At 28.3% G+C, this 16,412-nt stretch carries 19 protein-coding genes; 7 read left to right on the forward strand and 12 right to left on the reverse strand.

Annotation, left to right across the window (positions count from 1 at the left end; all coding sequences use genetic code 11):
- Positions 1-114: 114 nt before the first annotated feature.
- Both CRV01_RS09475 and CRV01_RS09480 read left to right on the forward strand, forming a co-directional pair.
- The gene (locus CRV01_RS09475) at positions 115-1,095 is read left to right on the forward strand and encodes a DUF2156 domain-containing protein (RefSeq protein ID WP_129007965.1); all 981 of its coding nucleotides are present in this window, start codon (positions 115-117) and stop codon (positions 1,093-1,095) included.
- Positions 1,092-1,511 (forward strand): GNAT family N-acetyltransferase, encoded by a 420-nt coding sequence (locus tag CRV01_RS09480; protein ID WP_129007966.1) that lies wholly within the window; start codon positions 1,092-1,094, stop codon positions 1,509-1,511. Before CRV01_RS09475 ends, CRV01_RS09480 begins: the two co-directional genes overlap by 4 nt.
- A 16-nt stretch (positions 1,512-1,527) precedes the next feature.
- Here CRV01_RS09480 and rpiB read toward each other — a convergent pair whose 3' ends face one another.
- The 3 genes from rpiB to folD are packed head-to-tail and all read right to left on the reverse strand — an operon-like array spanning position 1,528 to position 3,624.
- Positions 1,528-1,977, reverse strand: coding sequence for a ribose 5-phosphate isomerase B (gene rpiB / locus CRV01_RS09485; RefSeq protein ID WP_129007967.1), 450 nt, complete (start codon positions 1,975-1,977; stop codon positions 1,528-1,530).
- 1 nt (position 1,978) lies between these two features.
- On the reverse strand, positions 1,979-2,764 hold the full coding sequence (lepB, locus tag CRV01_RS09490; protein ID WP_129007968.1) for a signal peptidase I: 786 nt from the start codon (positions 2,762-2,764) through the stop codon (positions 1,979-1,981).
- The gene (folD, locus tag CRV01_RS09495; protein WP_129007969.1) at positions 2,764-3,624 is read right to left on the reverse strand and encodes a bifunctional methylenetetrahydrofolate dehydrogenase/methenyltetrahydrofolate cyclohydrolase FolD; all 861 of its coding nucleotides are present in this window, start codon (positions 3,622-3,624) and stop codon (positions 2,764-2,766) included. Before folD ends, lepB begins: the two co-directional genes overlap by 1 nt.
- An 87-nt stretch (positions 3,625-3,711) precedes the next feature.
- On the opposite strand from folD, the gene CRV01_RS09500 reads away from it, so the two are divergent.
- From CRV01_RS09500 to CRV01_RS09520, 5 genes are all read left to right on the forward strand, one after another.
- On the forward strand, positions 3,712-4,077 hold the full coding sequence (locus tag CRV01_RS09500) for a c-type cytochrome (protein ID WP_258238380.1): 366 nt from the start codon (positions 3,712-3,714) through the stop codon (positions 4,075-4,077).
- A 70-nt stretch (positions 4,078-4,147) separates the two neighbouring features.
- Entirely contained in the window at positions 4,148-4,684 is a 537-nt protein-coding gene (locus CRV01_RS09505) for a 50S ribosomal protein L25/general stress protein Ctc (RefSeq protein WP_129007970.1), read from the forward strand.
- A gap of 13 nt (positions 4,685-4,697) precedes the next feature.
- On the forward strand, positions 4,698-5,249 hold the full coding sequence (gene pth / locus CRV01_RS09510) for an aminoacyl-tRNA hydrolase (RefSeq protein WP_129007971.1): 552 nt from the start codon (positions 4,698-4,700) through the stop codon (positions 5,247-5,249).
- A gap of 4 nt (positions 5,250-5,253) precedes the next feature.
- Complete coding sequence (locus tag CRV01_RS09515) at positions 5,254-6,324, forward strand: LptF/LptG family permease (protein WP_129007972.1); 1,071 nt, start codon at positions 5,254-5,256, stop codon at positions 6,322-6,324.
- Positions 6,317-6,760, forward strand: a complete 444-nt coding sequence (locus tag CRV01_RS09520; RefSeq protein ID WP_129007973.1) for an NUDIX domain-containing protein — start codon at positions 6,317-6,319, stop codon at positions 6,758-6,760. The genes CRV01_RS09515 and CRV01_RS09520 overlap by 8 nt, the downstream gene beginning before the upstream one ends.
- Here CRV01_RS09520 and CRV01_RS09525 read toward each other — a convergent pair.
- The 9 genes from CRV01_RS09525 to CRV01_RS09565 form a co-directional block, all read right to left on the reverse strand.
- Complete coding sequence (locus CRV01_RS09525) at positions 6,723-8,021, reverse strand: N-acetylmuramoyl-L-alanine amidase (RefSeq protein ID WP_129007974.1); 1,299 nt, start codon at positions 8,019-8,021, stop codon at positions 6,723-6,725. The two genes, CRV01_RS09520 and CRV01_RS09525, sit on opposite strands and share 38 nt — an antisense overlap.
- Positions 8,022-8,119: 98 nt before the next feature.
- Positions 8,120-9,202: a nitronate monooxygenase gene (locus CRV01_RS09530; RefSeq protein ID WP_129007975.1), complete on the reverse strand. Its 1,083-nt coding sequence runs from the start codon at positions 9,200-9,202 to the stop codon at positions 8,120-8,122.
- A 12-nt stretch (positions 9,203-9,214) separates the two neighbouring features.
- Entirely contained in the window at positions 9,215-10,423 is a 1,209-nt protein-coding gene (gene tyrS, locus CRV01_RS09535) for a tyrosine--tRNA ligase (protein ID WP_129007976.1), read from the reverse strand.
- A gap of 18 nt (positions 10,424-10,441) precedes the next feature.
- The gene (locus tag CRV01_RS09540) at positions 10,442-12,580 is read right to left on the reverse strand and encodes a bifunctional (p)ppGpp synthetase/guanosine-3',5'-bis(diphosphate) 3'-pyrophosphohydrolase (protein ID WP_129007977.1); all 2,139 of its coding nucleotides are present in this window, start codon (positions 12,578-12,580) and stop codon (positions 10,442-10,444) included.
- Positions 12,581-12,623: 43 nt separating this feature from the next.
- A complete protein-coding gene (locus tag CRV01_RS09545) occupies positions 12,624-12,839 on the reverse strand; it encodes a DNA-directed RNA polymerase subunit omega (RefSeq protein ID WP_129007978.1) in 216 nt (71 codons plus the stop codon).
- 26 nt (positions 12,840-12,865) lie between these two features.
- Positions 12,866-13,573 carry a UMP kinase gene (gene pyrH, locus CRV01_RS09550; protein WP_129007979.1) on the reverse strand — a complete coding sequence of 236 codons (708 nt, stop codon included), beginning with the start codon at positions 13,571-13,573 and terminating at the stop codon, positions 12,866-12,868.
- A 61-nt stretch (positions 13,574-13,634) separates the two neighbouring features.
- The gene (locus CRV01_RS09555) at positions 13,635-14,702 is read right to left on the reverse strand and encodes an ATP-binding protein (protein WP_129007980.1); all 1,068 of its coding nucleotides are present in this window, start codon (positions 14,700-14,702) and stop codon (positions 13,635-13,637) included.
- Entirely contained in the window at positions 14,699-15,637 is a 939-nt protein-coding gene (gene pdxA, locus CRV01_RS09560) for a 4-hydroxythreonine-4-phosphate dehydrogenase (RefSeq protein WP_129007981.1), read from the reverse strand. The genes CRV01_RS09555 and pdxA overlap by 4 nt, the downstream gene beginning before the upstream one ends.
- Positions 15,634-16,410, reverse strand: coding sequence for a pyridoxine 5'-phosphate synthase (locus CRV01_RS09565; protein WP_129007982.1), 777 nt, complete (start codon positions 16,408-16,410; stop codon positions 15,634-15,636). The genes pdxA and CRV01_RS09565 overlap by 4 nt, the downstream gene beginning before the upstream one ends.
- Positions 16,411-16,412: the final 2 nt, after the last annotated feature.

A 16,412-nucleotide genomic window follows, 5' to 3' on the forward strand; every position in this document is an offset into this window, starting at 1 on the left:
GATTATCACATAATAATGATAAATAGGCGCTTAGAAATAATTTTTTAAATTTTTGACGCAAATTTTGAAATTAGGTGTATAATTTCGCAAAATAAATCTAAGGATAAATAATAAATGTCAACGTTGACAATAAACAACTACAAGCTTAAACATTTTGATTTAAGAGCAAAAGAAGAGATGGAACACTATTTAAAACAAGTAAATGTAAACTTAAGTGATTATACATTTTCTGGTAATTATGTTTGGTTATCAACTGCAACAGGTTTTTATACTATTGTAAATGATACTTTTTGTCTTTTTATTCTAAATTCAGGTGAAATGTCAATGCTTCTTCCTCCTTTAGGAAAAAATAAAAACACATACAAAGCAATATTAGAGTGTTTTGAAATAATGAATACTCATAATAGCAATAAAAACTATTCAAAAATAGAGTATGTGCATGAAAATATTCTTGAAGGTTTTGTTGATTATTTAGAAGAAGGTACTTTAATCTATGAAATGTTAAAGGACTTTATTATTGAAAAAAAACTTGTTGATTATATTTATAAAGTTGATGATTTAATTGAGTTAAAAGGGGACTCTTATAAATCAAAAAGAAATGAAATTAATAAATTTAAAAAGATATATCCAAACTATAGAATAGAAGTTTTAGATAAACAAAAACATGGAGCAGATATTTTAAACTTATTTAATAAGTGGGTAAAAGATAGAACAACTTATATGCCTAAAGAAGAAGTAGAAGTGTTTTTAGATGGAATTTACTTTGAAAGATTTGCAATTAAAAGATTAATAAATGATTATGAAAATCTTGATTTAATAGGTTTAGCAATTTACATTGATGATGAAATAAAAGGTTTTACTGTAGGTGAAAATATAAATGGAGATACTGCAAGTATAATTATTGAAAAAACGGATTTTGAAATTTTAGGTTGTGCTCAATTTATATTTAGAGAATTTACAAAACTATTAAAAGATAAATATAAAGTAGAGTATATAAATGTTGGTGATGATATGGGATTTGAAAACTTAAAAAAAGTAAAAATGTCATATAGACCTAATATGTTAATTCCTAAATATACAATTTATCAAAAATGAGAATAGTTAAAGCATCAAGATGTGATGCAAAAAAACTTTTTGAAATAGAAAGTAGTGTTTTTAAAGGGGACTGTTTTGCTTTAAGTCTTGCTTCTTTTTATTATCATTTAAAAAATAGTATAGTTTATAAGGTTAAAATTGGTGAAACAGTAGGCTACATTTTATGGTTAGAAAGAAAAAACTTCTTTCGTCTTTATTCCTTAGCTATTTTAGATAAATATCAAGGGTTAGGTTTAGCTACTACTTTAATCGAGTATAGTTTGAAGAACTTAGAAAAAAAGTCTTTGCAACTTGAAGTAAGAAGTTCAAATAAAAAAGCAATAAATTTATACAAAAAATTTGGGTTTGAAGAAATAAAGATTTTAAAAAATTATTATGAAAATGAAGATGGAGTTTTGATGAGGCTTGAAAGATAATCTTTCAAGTCCCATTTTAAACTCTACAAGAACCAAATAAGTTGTTTATTTTTTCAACTCTTCCTTCATGTCTTCCACCTTCAAAAGATGAGTTTAACCATGAATCAACAATCGCTTCAATCATTCCAGGACCTGAAACTCTCTCTCCTAAGCAAAGTACATTTGCATCATTGTGTTCCCTTGCCATTTTTGCAGAATATTCATTGTGACAAAGTGCAGCTCTAATTCCATCAAATTTATTAGCTGCCATAGACATACCAATTCCAGAACCACAGATTAAAATACCTTTGCTTCCTTCATTTGCAAGAACTTCTTTACATAGTTTTGCTGCAAAATCTGGATAATCAACTCTATCTTTTGTATTTGGTCCTAAGTCAATTACTTCATGACCTCTTGTTTCAAAAAGCTCCTTTACAAAAGCTTTAAAATCAATACCAGCATGGTCTGCTGCAATAAAGTATTTCATCTTAGTATATTCCTTTTTCATGATTTATTTCTAACTCTTTTCCTCGCATATCTTCTTCTATAGATTCAACAGTTCTAAATACTCTTTCCCATCTAACTTCTTTATTTTCATCCCAAGAAAAATAGATAAACCAAGGTTTTCCAACTATATATTTATAGTTAACTGTTCCCCAAAATCTTGAATCATTTGAGTGATCTCTATTATCTCCCATCATAAAGAATTCATCTTCAGGTATTTTTATAGGCATCATATCAAATAATTGATATGGTTGTAAACCATCTCTTACTACACTTGGGTCATTGTGAATTCCTGGATGGTCATCTTTATATGGATCAACTACAAAAAGTTTTCCACCTGTTTCAATGATTTTTTCTTTTGGATAGTTTTTCTTAACATATTCATTACCTTCATGTGGATGTAAAAATAGATGTTTTTCCTTTAATGCAATAATATCACCAGGAAGCGCCACAGCTCTTTTTACATAGTGAATATTGTCATTATTTGGATATCTAAATACAACAATATCACCTCTTTTAGGTCTATCACCTTCAATTAAGTGACCATTATCATTAAAATCAGGCAATACTTGTACTTCAATCCAAGGAATTCTAGGAACAGGAATACCATATGAAAACTTTTTAACAAAAAGCATATCCCCAATAAGTAGAGTATTTTTCATACTTCCACTTGGAATAACAAAGGCTTGAGCAACAAAAAATATAATTGTTAAAACAATTACAATTGTGCCAGTCCAAGAAGAAGACCAGTTATATAGTTTTCTAAGCATTATTTACTTTCTCTTTTATCTCTTAAATATGCAGCTTTAAGTGTATTTTTAAGAAGCATACCAATTGTCATTGGTCCAACTCCACCTGGAACTGGCGTTATAAATGAACATTTGTCTTTGCAGTCTTCAAAGTCTGCGTCACCTGTAAGTTTTCCAGTATCAAGTCTATTGATACCAACATCAATAACAACTGCACCTTCTTTTATCATGTCTGCTTTTAATAAATGTGGTACACCAACTGCAATAACAACAATATCAGCAGCTTTTGTATGAGCACTTAAATCTTTTGTTCTAGAGTTACAAACAGTCACTGTAGCTTTCGCATTGATTAAAAGTGATGCCATTGGTTTTCCAACAATATCAGATGAACCAATTACAACAGCATTTTTCCCAGATAGTTCAATACCATACTCTTCAAACATTCTCATTACACCAAATGGTGTTGCTGGTAAAAATGAATCTAAATTTGAAACCATTTTTCCTACGTTGCATGGGTGGAATCCATCTACATCTTTCAATGGATTGATTGCTTCTAAAACAGTAGTTGTATCAATATGCTTTGGTAGTGGTAATTGAACTAAAATACCATCAAGTTTTGGGTCATTGTTCATTTTTTCAATTAATTCTAATAACTCTTCTTGTGTAGTAGATGAATCTTTTGTATGAACTTCAGAATAAATTCCTGCTGCTTCACATGATTTATGTTTACTATTTACATAAGTTGCACTTGCTGCGTCATCACCAACTAAAACAACAGCTAATCCTGGAGTGATATTTTGTTCATTTTTAAGTTTTTCAACTTCAACTTTTACTTCTTCTTTGATTTTATTTGATAATGCTTTTCCATCAAGTAGTGTCATTGGGTTATAGCCTCATATCTATTTAATTTTAAGCTAGTATAATATCCAAAATTTTTTTAATATAGAATTACATAATAAAGGCTTATATTGAAGTTTGTATGTTTTGTTTTAGTTATGACAAGTTTTCTCTTTGCAAATAGTTTAGATAATTCTTTTATAACTAGATTTGAATATGGTGCAATGTTATATGAAAATCCAAGGGGAGTAGGGTGTATAAAATGTCATGGAAAAGGTGACAAACCTGTAGTTATTGCAAAATATAAACAAAGAGATAATAAAACAAAAAAATTAGTAGAAAAAAAGATTATTGCTCCAGCAATAAATAATGTGAGCTTTGAAGTTTTTTTAGATAAATTAAGATCTGACAAAACAGAATCAAAAGTTATGCCAACATATTTTATGACAAATGAAGAGTTAAAGTCTCTATATTATTATATTCGTAATATAAAATAAGCTTCTTAAACAAATCTTAATATAAATTTAAGTAAAATTCGCGTTCAAAATTTAAAACAAAGGAAATGTTATGTTAGAGGGTATCATAAGAGATAGTATAACAAAACAAGCAACTAAAACTTTAAGAAGAGATGGTTACTTAATTGCAAATATCTATGGAAAAGGTTTAGAAAACGTTAATGCTGCATTCAAAAAGAATGATTTCATTAAATATTTAAGAAACAAAACAACACTTGCATTTGATGTAAATGTTGGTGGAAACCAAATCAAAGTTGTAGTTCAAGAGTATCAAAAAGATCCTATTACTTCTGATTTAGTTCATGTTGATTTAATGGTTGCACAACCAGGTGTTAAAACTACTTATAAAGTTCCTGTAACTGTAGAAGGTACACCAAAAGGTCTTAAAAATAAAGGTCTATTTGTTTATCATAAGAAAAGAGTTCCAGTTAAATCTACAATTGAAAACTTACCAGAGTCTTTCCATTTAGAAATTTCTGATCTTGATACTGGTGATAACATCCTAGTTAGAAACTTAGAATTACCAGAAGGTGTTCAATGTTTCTTAGATCCAAGAGTACCAATCGTAGGTGTAATTAAAGCTAAGTAATCTTAGGTTTAAAATGCATTTAATAGTAGGTCTTGGGAATATTGGTGAAAAATACCAATTAACTAGACACAATGTAGGTTTTTTAGTCATTGATGAAATGACTAAAAGCCTACAATCTTCAAATATAAATAAATCAAACTTCAAAGCTGATGTTTTAAAATCTGGTTATAACTTATTTGTTAAACCAAGTACTTATATGAACAACTCAGGTCAAGCAGTTGTTGCTATCAAAGATTATTATAAAATTGACATAGAAAATATAATCGTTATTCATGATGATTTAGATTTACCATTTGGAACTGTTAAGTTTAAAATAGGTGGTGGTCATGGTGGACATAATGGTCTTAGGTCATTGGACTCACATATTGGCAAGGATTATATTCGTGTACGAATTGGAATAGGGAAGCCAGAAGATAAGTCTGACGTTGCAAATTATGTATTATCAAACTTTTCAAAAGAGGAATTAAATAAATTAGAAGGTATAATCACTCATACTATTAAAGCAATTGAAGCACTTAAAAGTGAACCAATTGACGAAGTAAAATCTAAATTTACATTGAAATAATGATATGAGAATAATAACAAAATATATTTTAAAAAAATACCTAATTAATTTTATTATTGTATTAATGTCCTTGCAACTATTTTTTGTAGGAATGGACTTTTTACAGAATTCGAAAGATTTGCCTGCTTCAGCCAATCTACAACTTTTATATCTTATGTATAATAGTTTTTTTACATTAACATTAACTTTGCCCTTATCATTGGTATTTGGATGGATTGTTACATTAGTTATTTTTGTTAGAAACAATGAATTAGTTGCTTTTTCTTCTTTAGGTGCAAAAAGAGTTAATATCTATTTTCCTGTAGTTATAATCTCTTTTATTTTATTAGCTATTTTAATATTTATTCAAACAACACCACTTGCATACTCGTATGAACAAAAGAAAAAGATACTTGATGGAAACTATTTTTCTAGTTCAAAATCTGATATTTTCTTAAAATATGATAATAATTTTATCTACTTTAAAAAACTTCATCCTTTAAGAAAAGAGGCAGAAGATATTCATATTTATAAAGTAGAAGATAGAGATTTAGTTGAAACTATTATTGCAAAAAGAGCATATTTCCAAAATAATAAATGGTATGTTGTTGATGCGAAAATAGTTAAAAAACCTAAAGAGATGAATTTTGAAACTTCTAGATTAGAAGTAAGATATGAAAAATTTTTAAATACTTTAGAAGGCTTTAAACCTAAAATTCTTGATAATGTATATGAAGAAAAATCTAATTTTTCTATTATGGATGCATTTTCTGCATTGTCTTTACTTGAAAAACAAGGTGTAAATACAGATAAAATTAGAGCGGCAATCTATTATGAGATTTTTATACCATTTTTTATTTTACCTTTAATTATGATAATATTTAGTTACACTTCATTAAATCGAAGATTCTTTAATGTAGGTAGTTATACATCATTAACAATATTTGGTACATTAGTTATTTGGGGTATCTTTTTTATGCTATATAAGTTTTCAAATAGTGGTGTGATTAAGCCAGAACTATCGTTGTTATTGCCTTTATTCTTGTGGTTTAGTGGTACATATATTATTTATAAGAAGAGAAAGAAGAATGGCTAAAGTTAAAGCATATGGAATTTTATTATATAAAATACAGAACGAAAGTATTAAAGTTTTACTTTGTAAGTCTGTTAAGAGTCTTGATAGATGGGGATGCTTAAAAGGTGTTATCTTAAAAGGGGAAAGCTCAAAAGAGTGTGCAAAAAGAGAGTTTAAAGAAGAGTGTGGAATAACTGTTCCTACTTTTATTTTTGAAAAATATTTTTCTCAAGAGAATGATGAAAAAGATATTGGTGTTTGGATTGTAAATGCTAATAAAATAGAAGGTATTGACTCTTTCTTTTCCAAAGATAAACTTCTTGATAACTATCTTTCATGGGAAAATTCAAAGGTTAAGTTTTTTGATATAAAAGATTTACCAAAGATAAAAAAGAAACAGTCTCAATTAGTCTCTAAAATTAAGGGTTTTTTAGAAAATATGAATCGACACCATTAGCAATACCTTTTGCTAATGCTTTTTGATATTTAGTTTGATATAATCTTCTAGACTCTTCAGGGTGAGTAATATATCCAACTTCAATTAAAACTGATGGCATTTGTGCACCAACTAAAACCCAAAATGGTCCTTCTCTAACTCCACCATCAACTACTTCTTTATAGATTTTTCTTGCATTAAATAGCATATTTCTTTGAATATCAATTGATAGTTTATGTGAAGCAGTAATTCTTGGTCTATTTAAAGATTCTAAGAATGCTTTTTTTGTAGAACCATTCATTTTACTAACATCTGAACCATTCTCTTTTGCTGCAACTCTTTTAGCTCTTTCACTTCTTGCTGGACTTAAAAAGAAGGTTTCTATTCCTTCTAATTTATTTGCTTTTGCTTTTCCAATAGCATTTGCATGAATTGAAATAAATATATCAGCACTTTTTTTATTTGCTAAGACAGTTCTATTTCTCACTTTTATAAATCTGTCTTTGTTTCTAGTAAGATATACTTTATATCCTCTTTTTTTCAAATGAGATTCTAAATATTTTGCTACTTTAAATACCACAACTTTTTCATATCTTTTTCTAGGACCAATTCCTCCAGGATCTTTCCCTCCATGTCCTGCATCAATAACTACAACTTTATTAAGACCAGGTCTATATTGAACCTTTTTAGGTTTTTTAGTAGTAGTTTTTGAACTATTACTAGCATTGTTTTTTGTATCAAGGACTTTTAAAATTAGTCTTTTATTATTTACAAAGAAATAGACAGTTTTTAGGTTATAATTATCTTCAAAAAGTATTCTTAAAGTATTAGGAGTTTTTTGTTTAATAACTATTTGTTTAACCCCATCAATACTTAATTTTGTAGGGTAGGCATCTTTAAAACTACCCTTAATATCGTATATATCTTGATATCCAGATTTTACTTTTTCTTCGAAGAAGTTTATATAGTTTTTAGAAACTTTTGTTTTAAAATCTATAATTATCATATTTTTTCTAGATTCAACTGCTTTAATTGTATATTTATAGTCTTCTGCTCTTTTTTCAATCTCTTTAGAAATTTTTGTTTTAGTAGTCTTTTTAGTTTTTACAACTTCTATTAGTTCTATTTTTATATGTTTTTTTGTTTGATTGTTATATTTATTTAATTCACTTTGGTATTTTGTAATATCTTTATTTAATTTTTTACCAGCTTTAATAAGTATCTTTAAATTTTTTATTTCTTTATCTTTATCACTGTTAAGTACAGCTTTTAAATAGTCCATTCTTGCATCGTTGTACTCTTCTAAAGTACTAGCAAGAATTGAGTTTGTAGTTAAGGTTAATATGAGAAAGGTTTGAAGGAAAAATCTTTTAAGAATTTTTATTCTCCTTTTGTAAGTTTTTCCATTAATTCATGAACTGAAATTAATCTATCAACTTTATATCCATTTGCTCCAGTGAAGAATAATCCTGTATCTAAATCACCTTGATAAGCAGCGCCAAGTCTATCTGCAATACAATATCCTACTGCTCTTGCTTCAACACCTCTATGGCATGGAGCAACACAGTTAGAAATACAAACTACTTTTGGAGCAGTTTTTTCTTCTAAAGATTTTTGAAGGTTTGTCATAACACCTCTTGCAGGAAGACCAACAGGAGATTTCATAAGTTTAATATCATCTTCTTTTGAATCAATTAAAACCTTTTTTAGGTTTGTATCTGCATCACATTCATATGTACCAATGAATCTTGTTGCCATTTGAACACCAGCACAACCCATAGCCATGAATTTATCAATGTCATTTTTATCCCAGATTCCACCAGCAGCAATAATAGGAATATCTTCTCCCCAATTTTTTGCTTCTTCAATTACAGGAGGAACTATGTTCTCTAATTTAGACTCTTCTTTGAAACAGTCTTCATATTTAAATCCTTGGTGTCCTCCACTTAATGGACCTTCAACGATAATTGCATCTGGAACTTTGTTGTATTTTTTCCATTTTTTGCAAATTAGTTTTAAAGCTCTTGCAGAACTTACAATTGGAACAAGTGCTACTTCAGGATAGTCTTGAGTAAATTTTGGCATATTTGTAGGAAGTCCTGCACCAGTGATGATAATATTTATACCAGCTTCACAGGCATCTTTTACCATTCTTCCATAATCATTACAAGCATGAAGAATGTTACATCCAAGTGGTGCGTCTCCACAGATTTTTCTTGCATTCTCTACTATTTCAAAAAATGCATCTCGTGAGTAGAAGTTCATTACATCTTTTGGTTTATCTTTTCTTAAAACGATATTTACGTTTTCACTGGCATTTTTATAATAACCAGTACCTACTGATGATATAACTCCAAGACCACCTTCTTTACTAACATTTCCTGCTAATTGATCCCAGCTGATTCCAACACCCATTCCACCTTGGATAATCGGGTGTTTTATCTCATATTTCCCTATTTTCAAATCTAACCTTCTTTATTTTATTATTATCTTAGCGAAACTTTTTTTACCTTTTTGTAAAATATATTCTCCCGCTTCTAAATTTAATTTTTCATCTTGTACTTTTTCTTGATTTATTGAAACAGCATTTGCTTTAACATCTCTTCTTGCTTGTGAAGTAGACTTAACTAATCCCGAATCAACTAATGCTTGACAAATCCAAATTCCAGCTTCTAATTCAAACTCTGGCATATCACTTGGAATATCTTTTTTAGCAAATACTTTCTCGAACTCTTCTTTTGCTTTTTCTCCAGAACCAGTACCGTGGTATCTTTCAACAATTTCCATAGCTAAAGATTCTTTTACTTTTTTAGGATGTAAAGAACCATCATTTACATCTTTTTGCATTTGCTCAATCTCTTTTAATGATTTTGAAGATAGTAATTCAAAATATCTCCACATTAATTCATCTGAGATAGATAATACCTTTCCAAACATATCATTTGCTTTATCTGTAACACCAATATAATTTCCTAAGGATTTAGACATTTTTTGAACACCATCTAATCCTTCTAAAATTGGCATCATTAAAACAGCTTGTTGTTTTTTACACTCATATGCTTTTTGTAGAGTTCTTCCCATAAGTAAGTTAAACTTTTGATCAGTTCCTCCAAGTTCAATATCAGTATCCATTGCAACAGAATCATACCCTTGAAGTAGTGGATAAGTAAACTCACTTACTGCAATAGGAGTATTTGAAGCATATCTTTTTGAGAAATCATCTCTTTCTAGCATTCTAGCTACTGTTAAGTTAGAAGCTAAGTTAATAAGACCAGCTGTTCCAAGTTCTTTTAACCATTTTGAGTTAAACATTACTTTTGTTTTCTCTGGATCCAAAATCTTAAATACTTGCTCTTTATATGACTCTGCATTTTGTAATACTTGTTCTGGGCTTAAAACTTTTCTAGTTTCACTTTTTCCAGTTGGGTCACCAATAGTAGCAGTAAAGTCTCCAATTAAAAATTGTACAATTCCACCATGTTTTTGAAATGTTGCCATTTTTTGAATAAGAACAGTATGTCCTAAGTGTAAATCAGGAGCAGTTGGGTCAAAGCCAGCTTTTACATTAAAATTCTCACCGTTTTCATAATAGTTTCTAATAAGTTTTTCAATTCTTTCAATATCAATTATTTCTGCAGTTCCTCTTTGAATTTCTGCTAAAGCTTCTTTAATTTGTTCTTCCATAAATCCTCTTTTTTAAACTTATTTGTTATAGGCATCTTTTTTAGAAAAGAATTCTATAACCTTTGCTTCTTTTTCAATTAATTTTCTTACTTCTTCAATATTTGATTTATTTACTTCAAACTCAATGTCACAATATTGTCTATATGAGTGTTTTTCTCTTCCATATTCAACAGATAAAATATAACCTTCAAATTGACTCATATATATTAGAAGTCGTGCTAACTCACCCTTTGTATTTGGTAAGCTAACCACCATTTTATATTGGTAAAGTGTATCTTTTGTCCATTTACAAAAAAGCATTTCATCATTACTCATAATCTTCTTATATGCTTTATCACACATTTTATGATGAATTACTGCTTTGTTCCCTTCTTTGAATGCTACAATTTCGTCAGCAAACTTTGGGTGACAACAGTGGTCAAATGATACAGAATTAATGCTAAAATTCGAATATATAATTATATTGTCAAATTTAAATCTTTTGATTTTACTAGCATACATTTTAAATCTAGCTACAAAACCTCGTTTTTCTATTACTTTTTTCTCAATTTCATGTTTTAAGTGCTTTAAGTAATCAAGATTATGTGGAACTTTTTGTAAAGGTTCTTTTTTTACAAAAGATGTAATACTATCAATATATTTTGAGAAGAAAGAGTTTAAAATATTTCTTCCTGTTAATTCATCTATTTCTCTTAATCTTTGAGAACATAAAAATTTTATTTGTTTTTTTGCTCTTGTTGTTTTTACTAAATCTGCCCATGAACATCTAGGAATAGCATAATCAACAGTTTTAATCGAAACTATATCAGAGCTTTTTAACTCCGTTAAAAGTGGTTTTTTAACTTTGTTAATAAAACATTCAACAGCATTTCTTCCTACATCTGTATGTACAGAATAGGCGTAATCTAAAGCTGTAGAACCCCTTGGTAAGTTGAATGTATCTCCTTGTGGTGAATAAACAACTATATCTTCTGAAAAAAGATCATCTTTTGTATCTTGATAAAACTCTTCTATATTTTCATTAGAGTATTCTAATGATTTCAACCAATTTAAATTTGGTTGATTTTTTGCACCAGTTTTATATTTCCAATGTGCTGCAATACCATATTCAGCTACTTTATTCATCTCAAAAGTTCTAATTTGAACTTCATAGATTTTAGAATTATAAAATACTGTAGTGTGAATAGTTCTATATCCATTCTCTTTTGGTGTAGAAACATAATCTTTAAATCTAGAAATTAAAGGTTTATACTCTAAGTGTAAAAAACCTAGAACCTTGTAACAATCTATATCTTCTTCAACTAAAACTCTAATAGCAAGTAAGTCAAGTACTTCATCTATACTTACACCTTTTCTTTGCATTTTTAAATAAATTGAATAATAATGCTTTATTCTACTATTTATTTGAATTTTACTTAAGTCATAACCATTTTTTTCTAATATCTTTTTTGTTGAAGAAATAAACTTATTAAAAGTTAGTTGGATTGCATGTTGGTGTTCTTTAATAAAATCATCAATTTTTTTGTACTCTTGTGGATAAATATAAAAAAATGCCAAATCCTCTAGGGTATTTTTAATTGTTGAAATACCTAGTCTATGAGCAATAGGAACATATACTACAAGAGTTTCTTCTGCAATTCTTAATTGCTTTTTATGTGGTAGGGCATCTAGCGTTAACATATTGTGTAGCCTATCACAAAGTTTAACAACTAAAACTCTAACATCATCAATTGATGCAATTAACATTTTTCTAAATGTAAGGGCAGAGGCAATAAGCTTTTTATCTGAATCAGAAGGTGCTAATTCATGCTCTCTTATTGCATCAATTTTTGTAAGTCCATCAACCATATGAGCAACTTCATCACCCCAGTTGCTTCTAATAAAGTTGATATCATATTTTGTATCTTCTACTACATCATGAAGTAAAGCTGTTGCAATTACATCCTCTTCTTTAGAAAAGTGAGAAGCAATTGAAGCAACCAATAAAGGGTGCACAGAATATGGTTCACCACTTTTTCTATATTGTCCTTTGTGAGCCTCAATAACAAAGTCAATAATTTCTTGAAGTTTCGGGGTGATTTTTGCTTCTGTATGAAGTAAGTGGATAGCATCGTCAAGAGTATTTATACTCTCTATTTTTTCAATAAATGGATCCATAAAATGATCTTTTAATTAATCATAAAAGCCTAAGCTTTTATAATTAATTTTTATCTACTAAACCTTCTATTACAAGTAGGCCATCTGCAATTTCATCAATTGCAATATCAGTATATTTCATATTTTGAGTATTTTTTTCTAATAATGGTTTTGCACCTTTACTTAACTCATCTGCTCTTTGACCAACTGCAATTGATAAAATATATCTATCGTTGTTTACTCTTTCTAAGGCTTTAGCCATTCTTTCTTCTAATCTCATCGGGTTTTCCTTTTGCCTATAATTTTTTATTTAACAATTGAACATTTAGTATAGTCACCTTGAACGATTTTTAAAAGATTACCTTTTTCGTTCATATTTGCAACTACAATTGGAAGTTTATTATCTTTTGCTAGTGCAATAGCAGTATCATCCATAACTTTGATATGATCTTCTAAAGCTTGGTCATAAGATATTGTATCAAGTTTTACTGCGTCTTCATATTTCATTGGGTCTTTATCATAGATACCATCAACTTTTGTTGCTTTAATTAACATTGATGCATCAATCTCTGTTGCTCTTAATGTAGCAGCAGTGTCAGTTGTAAAGTATGGGTTTCCAGTTCCAGCAGAGAAAATAACAACTCTACCTTTTTCTAGGTGTCTTTGAGCTTTTCTTACAATAAATGGTTCAGCAATTTGTTCCATTTTAATTGCAGTTGAAAGTCTAGCATTTAAACCTTTATGTTCTAAAGCTTCTTGCATTGCAACACCATTAATAACAGTTGCCAACATACCCATATAGTCAGCACTTGTTCTTTTTATAATACCATCAGCAGCAGCTGTAACACCTCTAATGATGTTACCACCACCAATTACTATTCCAACAGCGATGTTATTATCAACTAACTCTTTGATTTCATTTGCAATATAGTCTAAAATCTGAGTGTCAATACCATATCCGTCAGCACCAGCAAGTGCTTCACCTGAAAACTTTACAAGTACTCTTTTGTTCATTGTGTTCCTTTAATAATTACGGGATTATACCTAAAAATTTCTAAAAAAAAAGTTAATAAAACTAACTTAATGCCCATTCATAAAATGGTAAAACATTTATTTCAATATTTTCTTTTTTTATTGTTTCATTGTTTGAAACGGTAATTATGTAAATTTCTTTGATATCATGTTCATTTGCTGATTTGATAATTTTTTTAAGTTGAGAGCTCATAAGCATTGAATTAAAAAAAGGAATAGAGCATATAGCAATATTCTCTTTTGGCAAGTAAAAATCAATATAATCTAAATAAAAAATCTCTTGTTTTTTATTAATTAACTCCTGAAAAACAATATTTGTAAGCTCATTTTTAAATTTCTTTTTATGGGTTATTGCATCTAAAAATGCAGAGTTGTATGAGTATATCTTTTTGGGTGCTTTATCTTGATTATATTTTTTTATAAAATAGATAATCTTTTTATCTTCATACTCTTTGCACTTTGTATAGAATTTATCTTTTGAAATTTTTATATCTTGTTTAAGGTTTAAAAAAAGTTGATTTAATGATTTTTTTTCATCAATATTTTCAAATAGTATTTTTAATATCATTTCACTTGTTTCATCTTGAGTAAATAGTTTTAATACTTGTTGAAGGTGATAATAGACCTTATATTCTGATAAGTTAACTGTTTGAGGTAAATTTCCATGTTTTAGAAAAGTATTAAAGCTTTGGGTAATATTTTGGTTTTTATTTTCATGGAGTAAATACTCTTCAAAATCTAAAGGACTTAAAAACAAATTTTTATATCCTTTTAACTCCTTTTTTTCATATGTAGAAATTATTACACTATCACAATATGGAATTTTAAATGAAAAATCAAAGTTTTCAAGTACTAATACTTTGATATTATTTCTAAAGATATACTCTTCAAGATTTTCTTTTATTACTTCATAAGAGTTTCTAATGTCTTTAAAATCGATATATAAGTAATCTTTTGTATCAAAGTTTGATAGATAATCAAAAATAAGAAATGTTTTTCCTGAACCCATTGGACCAGAAAGTATTGTCTTGGGATGAGTAATTCTAATCTTTCTTTCAATAAAATTTATTTTAGAAAGTTCAAACTCATGACAATACTCTAAAGTATTCATTTTCTTTTTTCGTGAAGGACTACAGCCTCTTTTACTGCATTTACATAACTTTTTATATTTATTTTTCTATTTCTTTTATAGGCAATATCAAATGCAGTTCCATGGTCAACTGATGTTCTTATAATTGGAAGATTTAAACTTACATTAATACTTTGATCAAAGTATAAAGCTTTTAGTGGAGCTAATCCTTGGTCATGGTACATTGCTACAAAGTATTTGTAGTTTTTCCTTGACATTGGAGAAAAAGCAGTATCAGGTACTAAAGGACCTTTGAAAATCTCTTTATTTAGTTCTTTATTTGCATTTTTAATTGCTTTAAAAATTTCTACTTCTTCATTACCTAAAACGCCATTATCGCTAGCATGGGGATTAAGTCCTAAAACACCTATTTTTTTAGCATTTACACTTTTTTGAAAATCTAAAAGAAAAGTAGTTAAATCTTTTTCATTTATTTTTTTAGGAACTTTTTTTAAAGCACAATGTTCTGTAAAAAGACCTACAAACATTTTTTTGCATCCTAGCATCATAATTGCATTTTTACCAAAAAAATCCCTTAGAACTTCTGTATGACCTTTATATTTTATTCCTGCTTTATTCCATGCTTCTTTATTAACAGGAAGAGTTACAATTGAAGTAACTTTTTTGTTTTTAGCAAGATTAATTGCTTTACAAAATGAGTCATATGAAAATTTACCACTTTTTTTTGTAACTTGTCCAGGTTTTATTTCAAAATCAGCTTTTACATTATGAATCTTAAACTCTTTTGGAATATCAAGTTCTAAAAGTTGTGAAGCATTTTTTAACATAGTTTTATTTATACAATAAATAGGTTCACAATATGTAGATATTTTTTCATGGGCACTAAGAGCTATTTCTATACCAATACCATTTAAATCACCTACTGAAATAGCAATTTTAGGTTTTTTGGTACTCATACTAACTCTTTCATATCTTTAATAGCTTTTTCTAATCCTGTGAAAACAGACCTAGCAATAATACTTTGCCCAATATTTAACTCTTCAATTGTTTTGATAGATGAAATAAGTCCAACATTTTGATAGTTTAATCCATGTCCAGCAGCAACTTTTAAATTAAGTTCTTGCGCTAAAGCAGCAGATTTTTTAATATCTTTTCTACTTTTGTTAAGTAAATCTTTAAGTACTTTTTTAGGTAATTCTAACTCTTTAATACAGTGGTGTGTTTGACTTAAATTACTATATAACATTGCATAAATATTTGCAAAAGATCCTGTATGAAGTTCTACCCACTCAACTTTTAGTTTAGAACTTAATTCAATCATCTCTTTAGTAGGATCAATAAATAGTGAAACTTCAATTTCATTGTCATGCAATTTTTTAATAGCTTTTCTGATTTTAGTATAATATGTATCTAAATTAAGTCCACCTTCTGTTGTAACTTCTTCTCTTTTTTCTGGAACAAGAGTCGCTCTATTAGGTTTTAACTTACAAACTATATCAATGATTTCTTCATCAATAGCACACTCTAAGTTAACTGGAAGTGAACTTTGTTCTATAATTGCTTTTGCATCATTATCATGAATATGTCTTCTATCTTCTCTTAAGTGAATAGTAATTTGATCAGCACCAGCAAGTTTACAAATTCCTAATGCATCAAGTGGGTTAGGGTCATTTATTTGTCTTGCTTCTCTTAAAACAGCTATATGGTCTATATTTACTCCAAGTAACATAG

Source organism: Arcobacter sp. CECT 8983 (assembly GCF_004118855.1).
Taxonomy (GTDB): domain Bacteria; phylum Campylobacterota; class Campylobacteria; order Campylobacterales; family Arcobacteraceae; genus Halarcobacter.